Source organism: Streptomyces sp. NPDC005374, assembly GCF_042872225.1.
Lineage (GTDB): Bacteria > Actinomycetota > Actinomycetes > Streptomycetales > Streptomycetaceae > Streptomyces.
Window position 1 is genome coordinate 405,105 of the sequence record NZ_JBIAKA010000008.1, and the last position, 13,334, is coordinate 418,438.

Annotated in this window: 12 protein-coding genes; 9 read left to right on the forward strand and 3 right to left on the reverse strand. The window is 71.0% G+C overall.

Annotated elements, in window-relative coordinates; translation table 11 throughout:
- Window positions 1–5: 5 nt before the first annotated feature.
- The 5 genes from glgA to ACFYRX_RS22730 all read left to right on the forward strand — a co-directional run bounded on the left by glgA (window position 6) and on the right by ACFYRX_RS22730 (window position 5,948).
- Window positions 6–1,172, forward strand: a complete 1,167-nt coding sequence (gene glgA, locus ACFYRX_RS22710) for a glycogen synthase (RefSeq protein ID WP_389102496.1) — start codon at window positions 6–8, stop codon at window positions 1,170–1,172.
- Window positions 1,173–1,221: 49 nt separating this feature from the next.
- Window positions 1,222–2,442, forward strand: a complete 1,221-nt coding sequence (gene glgC, locus ACFYRX_RS22715; RefSeq protein ID WP_389102499.1) for a glucose-1-phosphate adenylyltransferase — start codon at window positions 1,222–1,224, stop codon at window positions 2,440–2,442.
- 242 nt (window positions 2,443–2,684) lie between these two features.
- A complete protein-coding gene (locus ACFYRX_RS22720; protein WP_389102502.1) occupies window positions 2,685–4,013 on the forward strand; it encodes a wax ester/triacylglycerol synthase family O-acyltransferase in 1,329 nt (442 codons plus the stop codon).
- 106 nt (window positions 4,014–4,119) lie between these two features.
- Window positions 4,120–5,640 carry an SDR family NAD(P)-dependent oxidoreductase gene (locus ACFYRX_RS22725; RefSeq protein WP_389102505.1) on the forward strand — a complete coding sequence of 507 codons (1,521 nt, stop codon included), beginning with the start codon at window positions 4,120–4,122 and terminating at the stop codon, window positions 5,638–5,640.
- Between the two features lie 77 nt (window positions 5,641–5,717).
- The gene (locus ACFYRX_RS22730) at window positions 5,718–5,948 is read left to right on the forward strand and encodes a hypothetical protein (RefSeq protein ID WP_389102507.1); all 231 of its coding nucleotides are present in this window, start codon (window positions 5,718–5,720) and stop codon (window positions 5,946–5,948) included.
- Window positions 5,949–5,953: 5 nt separating this feature from the next.
- On the opposite strand, the gene ACFYRX_RS22735 is transcribed toward ACFYRX_RS22730, so the two are convergent.
- Entirely contained in the window at window positions 5,954–6,745 is a 792-nt protein-coding gene (locus ACFYRX_RS22735) for an SDR family oxidoreductase (protein WP_389102510.1), read from the reverse strand.
- A gap of 25 nt (window positions 6,746–6,770) precedes the next feature.
- On the reverse strand, window positions 6,771–7,166 hold the full coding sequence (locus tag ACFYRX_RS22740) for a hypothetical protein (RefSeq protein WP_389102511.1): 396 nt from the start codon (window positions 7,164–7,166) through the stop codon (window positions 6,771–6,773).
- A 472-nt stretch (window positions 7,167–7,638) separates the two neighbouring features.
- Here ACFYRX_RS22740 and ACFYRX_RS22745 point away from each other — a divergent pair, with 472 nt between their 5' ends.
- Window positions 7,639–7,812, forward strand: a complete 174-nt coding sequence (locus ACFYRX_RS22745; RefSeq protein ID WP_007386357.1) for a hypothetical protein — start codon at window positions 7,639–7,641, stop codon at window positions 7,810–7,812.
- A 52-nt stretch (window positions 7,813–7,864) separates the two neighbouring features.
- Entirely contained in the window at window positions 7,865–8,347 is a 483-nt protein-coding gene (locus tag ACFYRX_RS22750; protein ID WP_389102514.1) for a GNAT family N-acetyltransferase, read from the forward strand.
- Between the two features lie 7 nt (window positions 8,348–8,354).
- Here ACFYRX_RS22750 and ACFYRX_RS22755 read toward each other — a convergent pair whose 3' ends face one another.
- The gene (locus ACFYRX_RS22755) at window positions 8,355–9,698 is read right to left on the reverse strand and encodes an amidase (protein WP_389102517.1); all 1,344 of its coding nucleotides are present in this window, start codon (window positions 9,696–9,698) and stop codon (window positions 8,355–8,357) included.
- 249 nt (window positions 9,699–9,947) lie between these two features.
- Here ACFYRX_RS22755 and ACFYRX_RS22760 point away from each other — a divergent pair, with 249 nt between their 5' ends.
- Both ACFYRX_RS22760 and ACFYRX_RS22765 read left to right on the forward strand, forming a co-directional pair.
- Window positions 9,948–11,771, forward strand: a complete 1,824-nt coding sequence (locus ACFYRX_RS22760; RefSeq protein ID WP_389102520.1) for a family 20 glycosylhydrolase — start codon at window positions 9,948–9,950, stop codon at window positions 11,769–11,771.
- Between the two features lie 13 nt (window positions 11,772–11,784).
- Entirely contained in the window at window positions 11,785–13,320 is a 1,536-nt protein-coding gene (locus ACFYRX_RS22765) for an alpha-L-fucosidase (protein WP_389102523.1), read from the forward strand.
- The last annotated feature ends 14 nt before the right edge of the window (window positions 13,321–13,334 follow it).

A 13,334-nucleotide genomic window follows, 5' to 3' on the forward strand; every position in this document is an offset into this window, starting at 1 on the left:
TCCGGGTGCGTGTGGGCCTGCTGACCCGGGAGTACCCGCCGGACGTGTACGGCGGCGCGGGTGTCCATGTCGAGTTTCTCGCCCGGGAGTTGAGAGCCCTCGTCGATCTGGAGGTGCACTGCTGGGGCGAGGTCTCCGTGAAGGAGAGGGCGGCCGGCGTCATCCGGCACCGGCCCTGGTCCACGCTCGACACCGCCAACGACGCGCTGCGTACCTTCTCCGTGGACCTGTCCATGGCGGCGGGCCTCGAAGACCGGGAACTGATCCACTCCCACACCTGGTACGCCAACCTCGCAGGCCACCTCGGCAAGCTCCTGCACGGCATCCCGCACGTGATGACCGCCCACTCCCTGGAGCCCCTGCGCCCCTGGAAGGCCGAACAGCTCGGCGGCGGATACGCGCTGTCGAGCTGGGCCGAGCGCACCGCGATCGAGTCCGCCGACGCGGTGATCGCCGTATCCGGAGCGATGCGCGAGGACATCCTCGGCAGCTACCCGGCGCTGGATCCGGCCAAGGTCCACATCGTGCACAACGGCATCGACACCGCCCTCTACCGCCCCGACCACGGCACCGACGTACTGGACCGCATCGGTCTGGACCGTGACCGTCCGTTCGTGCTCTTCGTCGGCCGCATCACCCGGCAGAAGGGCGTGCCGCACCTGATGCGCGCGGTGCGGGACATCGACCCGGCGGCGCAGGTCGTGCTGTGCGCGGGCGCCCCGGACACCCCCGAGATCGACCGGGAGTTCCGGGAGCTCTTCGAGGAGCTGAGCCGGGTCCGTGAGGGCGTGCACTGGATCCCGCAGATGCTGCCGCGCCCCGAGGTCATCCAGCTGCTCACGCACGCGGCCGTGTTCGTCTGCCCCTCGGTGTACGAACCCCTCGGCATCGTCAACCTGGAGGCGATGGCCTGCGGCACTCCCGTCGTCGCCTCCCGGGTCGGCGGAATCCCCGAGGTCGTGGACCACGGCAGGACCGGGCTGCTCGTACCCCTCGACGACGAGTTCGAGACCGGCCTCACGCGGGCACTCGACTCCGTGATCGGTGATCCGGAGACCGCGCGGCGGATGGGCGAGGCGGGACGGGAGCGAGCGGTGGGCGAGTTCGGCTGGGACGCCGTCGCGCGGCGCACGGCCCGGCTCTACGAGGAGATCGTCAAACAGGCGTACTAAGCCCCTCGCGAGGGCAGTGATGGGTCAAACCAGGGTGAGGGGAGCGGCCATGCGTCGTGGCGGACCTTCGGTGCTCGGCATCGTACTGGCGGGCGGAGAAGGCAAACGCCTGATGCCGCTGACCACAGACCGCGCCAAACCGGCGGTCACTTTCGGAGGAACGTATCGACTGGTCGACTTCGTCCTGTCCAACCTCGTCAACGGCGACATCCTGCGCATCTGCGTCCTCACGCAGTACAAGTCGCACTCGCTGGACCGGCACATCACCACCACCTGGCGGATGTCGAGCCTGCTCGGCAACTACATCACGCCGGTGCCCGCCCAGCAGCGCCTCGGCCCGCGCTGGTACCTGGGCAGCGCGGACGCGATCCTGCAGTCCCTGAACCTGATCTACGACGAGCGCCCCGAGTACGTCGCGGTCTTCGGCGCCGACCACGTGTACCGCATGGACCCGCGCCAGATGCTCGCCCAGCACATCGAGTCCGGCGCGGGCGTCACCGTGGCCGGGATCCGTGTCCCGCGCTCGGAGTCCCCGTCGTTCGGGGTGATCTCCCCGGGCTCGGACGGCCTCACGGTGGAGGGCTTCCTGGAGAAGCCCGCCGACCCACCGGGCCTCGCGGACGACCCGGACAGCGTGTTCGCCTCGATGGGCAACTACATCTTCACGACCAAGGCCCTGATCGAGGCGCTCCAGCGGGACTCCGAGGACCCCCACTCCATCCATGACATGGGTGGTTCGATCCTCCCGCAGCTCACCGAACGCGGCGAGGCCCAGCTCTACGACTTCAGCGCCAACCACGTCCCGGGCGAGACCACCCGCGACCGCGGCTACTGGCGGGACGTGGGCACCCTGGACGCCTACTACGACGCCCACATGGACCTGATCGCCGAGCGCCCCGCCTTCAACCTGTACAACCGGCAGTGGCCCGTCTACACGCACTCCGGCCAGCTCTCCCCGGCCCGCTTCAACGCCGGGGGCATCGCCAGCGAGTCCATCATCAGCGCGGGCTGCCTCATCCGCGGGCAGGTCTCGCGCTCGGTGCTGTCGCCCGGTGTCCTGGTCGACCCGGGGGCCGTGGTCCAGGGCTCGGTGCTGCACGACAACGTCAAGATCGGGCGGGGCGCGGTGGTCCGCGGAGCGGTTCTCGACAAGAACGTGGAGGTCCCGCCGGGCGCGACGATCGGGGTGAACCCGGAGCGGGACGCGGAGCTGTACACGGTCTCCAAGGGCGGGGTGATCGCGCTCGGGAAGGGACAACTGGTGTCGTGAGGACCGGCCTCGCCGCGCGCACCCGAACGGCCGGTCGTGGCGCACCCGAACGGCCGGTCGTGGCGCTCCGGCGGGCTGGGGGACAACCGGCCGATGGTCACTTCCGCACCATGAGTCCCGCCTCTTTCAAGAGGGGCGGGACTTTACGTGACGTTAACTGTGCGTAGCTTGATCGTACTTGACCGTAATCGCCGAGGGGCTGTTGACTGCTGGCTCACCCTTCGTCGACGCGAGGCAAGCCATTGACCTCTGACCTGCTCGCACCTCTCGACCTGGCTTTCTGGAACATGGAATCCGCCGAGCACCCGATGCACCTGGGAGCACTCGGCGTCTTCACCGCGCACTCGCCCACAGCCGGCGCCCACGCGGCCGACCTGCTGGCGGGCCGGGCGGCCGCCGTACCCGGCCTCAGGATGCGGATCCGCGACGTGTGGCCGCTGGGCTTCCCGTACGCCTTCGGGGGCGCGGCCCGGGTGTCCGACCCCGGCTTCGACCCGCGCAGGCATGTCCTGCTGCACGCCCCGACCGCGGACTTCCACACCGAGGCCGGCCGGCTCATGCAGCGGCCGCTCGACCGCGAACGGCCCCCATGGGAGGCGCATGTACTGCCCGGCGAGGACGGCACCTCCTTCGCCGTGCTCTTCAAGTTCCACCACGCCCTGGCCGACGGGCTGCGGGCGCTGACGCTCGCCGCCGCCGTCCTGGACCCGATGGACCTGCCCGCGCGCAGGCCACGTCCCGAGGAGCCGCCCAAGGCACTGCTGCCGGACGTGCGCAAGCTGCCCGGCCTGGTCCGGGGCGCCGTCTCCGACCTGGGCCGCGCCCTCGACATCGGCGCCTCCGTAGCCCTGTCCTCCGTGGGCGTGTGCTCCTCGGCCGCGCTCACCGCCGAGTCCAGCGGCACCCGCCGTACCGCCGGAGTCGTCGTCGACCTCGACGACGTGCACCACGTCCGCAAGGCCCGGGGCGGCACCGTCAACGACGTCCTGATCGCGGTGGTCGCCGGTGCCCTGCGGCGCTGGCTGGACGAGCGCGGCGACGGCAGCGAGGGCGTGGCGCCCCGCGCCCTGATCCCCGTCTCCAAGCGCCGTCCGCGCACCGCGCACCCTCAGGGCAACCGGCTCTCCGGCTACCTGATACGGCTTCCGGTCTTCGACCCCGACCCGCTGGCCCGCCTCGACACGGTCCGTACGGCCATGGACCGCAACAAGGACGCGGGTCCCAACCGGGGCGCGGGCGCGGTCGCCCTGCTCGCCGACCACGTCCCGGCCCTCGGCCACCGCCTCGGCGGACCGCTGGCCGGCCAGGGTGCCAAGCTCTGGTTCGACATCCTCGTCACCAGCGTGCCGCTGCCCAGTATCGGACTGAAGCTCGGCGGCAACCCGGTCACGGAGGTCTACCCCTTCGCCCCGCTCGCCCACGGCCAGTCCCTCGCGGTCGCCATCTCGACCTATCGGGGACAGGTCCACTACGGCCTGGTCGCCGACGCCGAGGCCGTGCCCGACCTGGACCGGCTCGCCCGGGCGCTGGGCGAGGAGGTGAAGGAACTGCTGACCGCCTGCGGTTCTTGATCGTTTGTGGATGTGCGGACCGGCTCCGGCGCTGAAGTAAAATTTCCTGTTCGACAGGCGGAAGCGGCCGGAGCGCCGCGCGGGTGACCAGGGAAACGGCAGCGCGATGACGGTGACAGACGACGGCTCGGCGACGATCACGGACGAGGTCCTGCCCGAGCCCGGTGACGAGGTCGTGCACGGCCCCGGTATCGACCCGGAGCGACTGGCCGTCTGCCTCGGCGTGCTCGAGGAACTCGACAAGCTGGATGTCGACCACCCCGACGCCATCACCGTGCGCCGGGCCACCGCGGGCGTCTACCGCACCGTCAAGCAGCGCCGCCGCCAGGACCGCAGGGCCGCCAAGACCGCGCACGACAAGGCGGTCACGGAGGCCACGGCGACCGGCTCCGCCCAGCGCATCGACGACGAGACCGAGGGCATCCTGCCGTCGTCGGTCACCGAGGAGGGCCGGGTCGCGGGGATACTCCAGCGCCCGCGCTCCTGCTACACCTGCAAGACCCGGTACGTCGAGGTCGACTACTTCTACCACCAGCTCTGTCCGGACTGCGCCGCCCTGAACCGCGCCAAGCGGGACGTCCGGGCGGACCTGACCGGCAAGCGGGCCCTGCTCACCGGCGGCCGCGCCAAGATCGGCATGTACATCGCGCTGAGGCTGCTGCGCGACGGCGCCCACACCACGATCACCACCCGCTTCCCGAAGGACGCCATCCGCCGCTTCAAGGCCATGGACGACTCCGGGGACTGGATCCACCGCCTGGAGGTCGTCGGCATCGACCTGCGCGACCCCGCCCAGGCCGTGGCCCTCGCCGAGCAGGTCGCCGAGGCGGGGCCGCTCGACATCCTCGTCAACAACGCGACCCAGACCGTACGCCGGCTGCCCTCCGCCTACGCCGCCCTGGTCGACGGCGAGAGCGCCCCGCTGCCCGCCGGTGAGCTCCCCGCCCACCACGTCATCGGTGCCTTCGGCTCGGGCGCGGTCGACGGACTCGCCTCCCTGCCCGCCGGGATCTCCGGCCTCGACGCCCAGCAGGTCGCCGATCTCGCCCTGGTCGCGGGCAACGCCAGCGTCGCCCGGCACCTCGACGGCACCGCCATCGACGCGGGCGGCCTCGTCCCCGACGTCGTCGACAGCAACACCTGGGTGCAGACCATCGAGCAGATCTCCCCGGTGGAGCTCCTCGAGACCCAGCTGTGCAACTACACGGCGCCCTTCATCCTGATCAGCGCCCTGCGTCCGGCCATGGCCGACGCGGCGAAGAAGGCGAGGAGCGGACGCGCCTACGTCGTGAACGTCTCGGCGATGGAAGGGGTCTTCGGCCGCGGCTACAAGGGCGCCGGCCACCCCAACACCAACGCCGCCAAGGCCGCGATGAACATGGTCACCCGGACCAGCGCCCAGGAGATGTTCCAGAGCGACGGCATCCTCATGACCTCGGTCGACACCGGCTGGATCACCGACGAACGCCCCCACTACGACAAGCTCCGCCTCGCCGAGGAGGGCTTCCACGCCCCCCTCGACCTGGTCGACGGCGCGGCCCGCGTCTACGACCCGATCGTGCGCGGCGAGGTCGGCGAGGACGTGTACGGGGTCTTCCTGAAGGACTACGCGCCCGGCAAGTGGTGAGCCGGCAGCCCTGACGTGTGGGCCGCCGTCGGCGGGGGAACCCGGAGCCCGGATAGTTCCCCGCGCCAGGAGTTGTCATGGCACGTCCACACAGCATCGATCCGCGCGCCTTCAACGATCCGCGCAACCACTACCCGACCGACGAGGAGTTCTACGCGAGCGACCGTCCGGTCCTGCACGAGCTCCCGGAGGACCGTCCCCGCGGCGGTGCCTCCGATCCGATCAGGCACCCCTGGAGCTGGGGCATGATCGCGCTCGTCGTCTTCGCGGGCGTGATCGTCCTCATGGGCATCGCCCTGTTCCCGTGACGCGGTCATGAGTGCGGCGGCGCGCCGGACCGCAGCCGGTCGTGGACGGCGTACCCGCCCGGGTGCGCCGCCCGCACCCGCGTGCCTCCGTCCACCAGCAGATCCGCCCCAGTGATCCACTCGGCCGCGTCGGACGCGAGCCACACCACGGCCCGCGCGATGTCCCCGGGCTCACCGATCCGCCCCAGCGGCAGCTCGACGGGACCCTTCTCCCACACGAACCGCGCCATCTCCGTCCGTACGAGCCCGGGGGAGACGGAGTTCACCCGCACTCCCGGCGCCAGCTCGCCCGCCAGCTGCTGGGTGAGGTGAAGCAGCGCCGCCTTGCTCGTGCCGTACGCGCCGACGTTCGGCCCCACATGCCCGGCGCCCTCCGTGCACACGTTGACCACCGCCCCGCCGTGCTCCCGCATCCAGCCGTGCCACGCGCCCTGCACGAGCCGCAGGGCCGCCTCCACGTTGACGGTGAACGCCTCCCGCCACCCGTCCGGATCGACGTCCATCAGGGGGCCGTACGGCTGGTTCGTCGCGGCGTTGTTGACGAGGACGTCGACCCGCCCGAACTCGCTCAGGGCCAGTTCGACGAGCGCCCGCAGATGCTCCGGGTCGGCGACGCTGCCCGCCAGGCCGATGCCGCCCAGCTCGGCGGCGGTACGGCGGACCTCCGCCGCGTCCCGGGCCGTCACGCACACCAGCGCCCCCGCGTCGGCCAGCTGCCGGGCGACGGCCAGGCCGATCCCGCGGGTGGCGCCGGTGACGACGGCGGCTCTCCCGGCAAGTCCGTACGACGACGTCATCGCTGTACCGTCTCATGACGGGCCGTCAGTCGACAGTCTGCATACGGGAGTTATGGGAGGCGACCAGTTCCAGCACGCCGCGCCAGTCCTCCAGGACACCCGCGTCGAACCCGGCGGTCCGGCTCTCCTCGGCGGCCTGGCGCAGCCGCAGCAGGTCGTCGTCGGTCGTGGGGCCGTGGTGACGCACCAGCCGGTGGACCCGCTCGCCGAGCAACGGTCGTACGGCCTCGGCGGTCCGTGCGGCCCGCAGCACCTCGTCGTCCGGGCACAGCAATTGCCCGATGCCCTGGACGAGCCCCGCGACCTGGAGCTCCTTGTCGGCGGGGCGCCCCCGGCGCAGCAGCGCGGCGGTCCGCAGCGCGTGTTGGTGCCGGCAGGCGTACAGCAGATCCATCAGCTCTTCGATACTGCGCAGCTCCATACGTCAGACCTTCCGCCGGTCCAGCCGTTGCCGTACGGCAGCAGATCATGGGCGGCTTGCGATTCGGCCAACGGGACTTGAACTGCTCACCCCGGGCCGGTCGAAGAGCCGAGCGACGATGTAGGCCGAGCGGGTGAACCGCACAATGCCCTCAACGGGCCGAAATCCACCGGAAACCGGCCGAAGAGTGCGGGCGACTCGTAATGGTTACACCATGTTTTCCGCCCCTATCGAGCGCGCCTCCGCTCATCTGGTTAATCTGTAGCGGACGGACGGCAGTACGGGGTCCTACCCACACCCACGGTCCGTCCCGGGACAAGCCGGTCACCACGGCCTGCTCTCACCTGAGTTACCGGCGCCACCGCGTCCGAACCCGATCTCGACCCAAGACCCGAGCGGACGCCCTGGCACCCGGCCGTAGCAGTGGACAGGTGACGTTCCGAGGGTGAGCCCGACACATAAGGAGTGCGCGGTGACACCGGAGAAGACGAATCGCGAGCAACGCCCCAAGGAACGCCCGGAGCGTGCGGGCCGACGGCCCGGGGACATCGGCAGTCTCGACGTGTGGGCGCGCTCCGCCCCCATCCGTCTCGCGGGCTACGAGGACGACCTCGCCGAGCCCCACATCCTGCCCAGCGTGGACTGACCGCACGACCCTTCGTGATCGCCGACGGCATGGGCGTGCGAGACTGGCGCCCATGCCGATCAGAGAAGCCGCGGCCGACGACTGGCCGCGGATCTGGCCTTTCTGGCACCGGATCGTGGCCGCCGCGGAGACCTACACCTGGGACCCGGACACCTCCGAGGAAGCCGCGCGCGCCCTGTGGATGCACCCGGCCAAGCGCGTGTACGTCGTCGAGGACGAGAGCGGCGAGATCGTCGCCTCGGCCTACGTCACCCCCAACTACGGCGGCCCGGGCGCCCGTATCGCCAACGCCGGCTTCATGGTCGACCCCGACCGGGGCGGCCGCGGCTTCGGCCGCGCGCTCGCCGAGCACATCCTGGCCGCCGCAGCGGCCGACGGCTACCGCGGGATGGTGTTCAACGCCGTCGTCGAGACCAACCCGGCCGTGAAGCTGTGGACCTCGCTCGGCTTCACGATCCTCGGCACCGTGCCGGAGGCCTTCGAGCACCCCCGGCACGGGCGGGTCGGGCTGCACATCATGTACCGAGCCCTGTAGGCGTAGTTCAGTCGAGCGGTGCCGTCCGCCGCCAGGGCTGCCGCTGCTCCAGTTCCGCCGCCACCTCCAGCAGCAGCGCCTCCGACCCCGGCCGCGCCACCAGTTGTACGGCGGTGGGGGCGCCCGAGGGCAGAGTGCCGAGCGGGACCGACATGGCCGGCCAGCCGGTGAGGTTCCACGGCGGGGTGAGCGGCGAGTAGTTGGAGTTGGCCAGGACGTTGCGCAGCCAGCCCCGCTCGTGCCAGGCCTCGGCCTTGGGGGAGCGGCGGGCCAGCGCCGGCAGCAGCAGGACGTCGTGCTCGGCGAAGAACGGCTCCAGGCGCTCACGCAGTGCCTGCCGGGCCGTACCCTTGCGCACGCCGTTGACGAAGCGCCGGCCGATCGCCGCGTGCACCCGGGTGCGCCGCGCCAGCAGCCGTGGGTCCAGCCCCGCCGCGTCCACCGAGGTGCCCGCCGTCCAGGTGGCGAGCGAGGTGACGCCCAGCGACAGCGGGTAGGGCGGGTCGGCGCGCCGCACCTGGTGCCCCGCCTTGATCAGCAGTGCGGCCGCCTCCCGGACCGCGTTCGCGTACGGGGCGCTGATGGTGACCCCGGCGAGCGGGCTGCGCAGGGACACGGCGACGTCGAGCGTGGCGGGTGCGTCCCGGCGCGCGAACTCGGCGTCGGCGATGACCGAGAGCAGCAGCCGGGTGTCCTCGACCGTGGTCGCGAGCGGGCCGTTTTCGGACATGCCGAACCAGTCGCCGTCGCTGATGCCGGCAGGTACCACCCCCGATCCCGGCTTCAGGGTGACGAGGCCGCAGTTGGCCGCGGGGATGCGCAGCGAGCCCATGCCGTCGTTGCCGAGGGCGACCGGGACCAGGCCCGCGGCGACCGCCGCCGCGCTGCCGCCGGACGAGCCGCCCGCGGTGCGCGAGGTGTCCCACGGGTTGCGGGCGGTGCCGTGGACGCCCTCCGTGGTGCCGAAGACGCACAGCTCGGGCACGTTCGTCAGCCCTACGACCACCGCGCCGGCGGCCCGCAGCCGGGCCACGACGGCATGGTCGGCGTCGGCCGGGGTGTCCGGGGTCGCGGCGGTGCCGACGCGGTTGCTCTCGCCGCGCACGGCGAGGTTGTCCTTGACGGCCACGGGGACGCCGGCCAGCGGGAGTTCGCCCAGGTCGCCCCGGGAGCCCACCTCGTCGGCCTCGGCCAGTGCCGCCTCGGCCCGCACCAGCCGGAAGGCCCCGACCCGCCCGTCGAGCTTCTCGATCCGGGCAAGGTGCTCGGCCACGACCTCCCGGGGCGTGGCCCGCTTCTCGCGGACGGCGGCGGCGATCTCGGCGGCGGTGCGGCCGACCCAGCTGGTCACGTGCGCTCCTCGGGGCTACTGGCGAGTACGTAGGGAGAACTCTGCCCGGAGGCGGCTGTCGAGTCGAGAGCGCTCGCGCTTGGACATTCGGTCCGGTGTTCTTGGACTTTTCGCGGCCACCCGGTCGAGGGGCGGCGACTGACGGGCAGGTCATCCGATCAATGAGGCAACTTTGGCTGTGAATGGCCCCATTGACAGGTCCAAGGCTCAGCTCAATTATCAGGCCTCCGATGAATAGGGGAGTCGCTCATGAGGAAACGGCTGAGATTCGCCGCCGTCGTGGCGCTGCTGACGCTGCTCCTGGCGCCGGTTCCGGCGCTCGCCCGCTCGGACCAGGGGCCGCCGGTCACCGTGCCGGCCCTGACCGACTGGACCGCGGAGTCCGGCAGCTATGTGTACCGGGCCGACGGCACGCGTCTGGTGGCCGACAGCCCTGTCGAACGGCGGGTCGCCGCGACGCTGGCCGGTGATCTCCGGACGGCGGGCCACGGGAAAATCTCCGTCGTGCGGAGCCGAGCCCGGGCCGGTGACATCGTTATCGACGTCGAGCCGTCCCGCAGAGCCCTCGGCGCCGAAGGCTACGAACTCCACGCCGGCAGAAGCCTGTCGATCACCGGCGGCACCGAGACCGGAGCCTTCTACGGCACCCGGACCCTCCTGCAGCTCCTCGCCCAGGGCGACCGGATCCCCGCCGGACACACCGTCGACGTGCCGCGCTACAAGGAGCGGGGCGTGGGCGTGTGCGCCTGCTACATCCACATCTCGCTGCCCTGGCTGGAGAACCTCGTCCGCGAGATGTCCTACAACAAGCTCAACCAGCTGCTCGTGGAACTGAAGGTCAAGAGCGCGGCCCACCCCGAGGCGAACACCTGGGGCTACTACACCAAGGACGAGATACGGCAGCTCGTCGCGCTGGGCGACAAGTACCACGTCGAGATCATCCCCGAGATCAACTCCCCGGGGCACATCGACCCGTGGATCGAGAACCGCCCCGACCTCCAGCTCACCGACTCCGACGGCGTCAAGCAGCCCTCGCGGCTCGACATCACCCAGTCGGCCGCCTTCGACTACTACACGAGCCTGATGGACGAGTACGCCCAGGTCTTCACCTCGAAGTCCTGGCACATGGGCGCCGACGAGTACATGCTCGGCTCCGACTTCGCGAAGTACCCGCAGATCCTCAAGTACGCCCAGCAGAAGTACGGTTCGGGCGCCACCCCGCAGGACGCCTTCATCGACTTCGTCAACCGGGTCCACGACTACGCGGCGAGCAAGGGCGTCAGGCTGCGGATCTGGAACGACGGACTGACCGGCGCCAACACCGTCCCGGTGAAGACCGACACCACCGTCGAACACTGGCTGGACGTGGCGGTGAAGCCGAGCCGGCTCATCGCGCAGGGCTACTCGGTGATGAACGCCTCGTACTCGCTGTACCTGATCCGCGGAGGCTTCCACAGTGACACCGCGTCGCTGTACGACCAGAGCTGGGACCCGCGCAGCTTCGAGGGCGAGAAACTGGCGTCCGCGCAGGGCGTGACCGGGGCGAAGATCAGCCTGTGGCCGGACAACGGGCGCGGTGAGACCGAGAATGAGGTCGCCGTGCGGCTCTGGCCGGCGCTGCGCCATGTCGCTCAGGCGACGTGGGGCGATCCGCATCCCGACGCCACCTACGGCGAGTTCGTGGCGCGCGGTACGGCTGTCGGGCACGCGCCCGGATGGCGGGACCTGACCAAGGTGCCGGTGGCGGACGGGACTTATACCTTCGGGCAGTCCTTCACGGCCTCCGTGCAGCGCACGGCGGACGGCTATGTGACCCTCCGGTCGGCGGCGGGCTGTCTCGCGATCAGCGGTGGCAAGCTCACCCTCAACGTGCCGCTGCAGCCAGGAGTCGAGGCGACCTGGGACACCTGCGACGCCACGAACACCTTGCAGCGCTGGGAGTTGGAGCCCGTGGCGGGCGGCCACCGGCTCGTCGACGCGATCACGCAGATGGCGCTCACCGTCACGGACGACGGCCGGATCGTGCAGTACCCGTCCGATCAACGCACCCCCGCGGTCTGGCACTTGAGCTGAGGAGCCCTACCCCATGACTGTCTCCAGACGCCTCTTCGTCACCGCGGCCACCGCGCTCGCCGTGACCGGCATCCCCACGCTTGCCGCCGCGGCTTCCCCCGGCGACCGCTTCTACCGCATCCCCGTCTCGGCGGACGACACCGAGGCCGACCTCGTCCGCAAGGCCTCCCAGGTCCGGCCCACCGCACGGCAGATCGCCTGGCAGAGCCTGGAGCGCACCGCCTTCCTGCACTTCGGCGTGAACACCTTCACCGGCCTGGAGTGGGGCACCGGCGACGAGGACCCGGACGTCTTCCAGCCGGCCGGCCTCGACACCGACCAGTGGGCGGCCGCCCTGAAGGACGGCGGCTTCAAGCTCGCCATCCTCACCGTCAAGCACCACGACGGCTTCGTCCTCTACCCCTCCCGCTACACCGACCACACGGTGGCGTCCAGCAGTTGGCGTGACGGCCGGGGGGACGTACTGCGTTCGTTCGCCGACTCGATGCGCCGGTACGGCCTCAAGGTCGGCGTCTATCTCTCGCCCGCCGACGAGAACCAGTACCTGCACGGCGTGTACGCCAACGGCAGCGCCCGCACCCCGCGCACGATCCCGACCCTCGTGCCGGGCGACGACCGTACGCCGGACCGCTTCCACACCCTCGCCGCCACCGACTACGGCGCCCACATGCTCAACACCCTGTACGAGGTGCTCACCGAGTACGGACCCGTGGACGAGGTGTGGTTCGACGGCGCCCAGGGGCACATCCCGCCCGACAAGGTGGAGAGCTACGACTGGGACAGCTGGTACACCCTGGTGAGATCCCTCGCCCCCGACGCGGCGATCGCCGTCACAGGGCCCGACCTGCGCTGGGTCGGCAACGAGAGCGGGATCGCGCGCGAGGACGAGTGGAGCGTCATCCCGGTCAAGGAGAACCAGTACGGCCGTACCGACTGGGCCCTGTCCTACGACACCCCCGACGAGGGCGGCCGTGCCGCACTGGTGAAGGCGCAGCCGGCGACGGACTACCTCCAGTGGTGGCCCGCCGAGTGCGATGTCTCCATCCGCGACGGCTGGTTCTACCACCCCGACCAACAGCCCAAGTCCGTGGACTACTTGGCGGAGATCTTCTTCGGCTCGGTGGGCCGCAACGCCGTTCTCCTCCTCAACGTTCCGCCGGACACGGACGGTCTGCTGCACAGCACCGACGTCGTGCGCCTGCGCGAGTTCCGCGAGCGGATCGAGCACGAGCTGCCCCGCGACCTGGCACGGGGCGCCCGCAGGACCGTGGCACCGGACCGCGTCACGGTGGACCTGGGCCGCGAGCAGGAGGTGGACCGGATCCGCCTCGCGGAGGACATCCGGCACGGACAGCAGGTGGAGAGCTTCGTCGTCGAGGCGTTCCGCGACGGCGCCTGGACGCAGGTCGCGGAGGCCGGAACCATCGGCGCCAGCCGCATCCTGCTCCTGCCGGCTCCGGTGAGCGCCCGCCGGTGGCGACTTCGGGTGACGCAGGCCCGAAGCACCGTGCACATCGCGGAGTTCGGGCTGTACCGGTCCCGGGTCTGAGGGAGCGGGTGGTC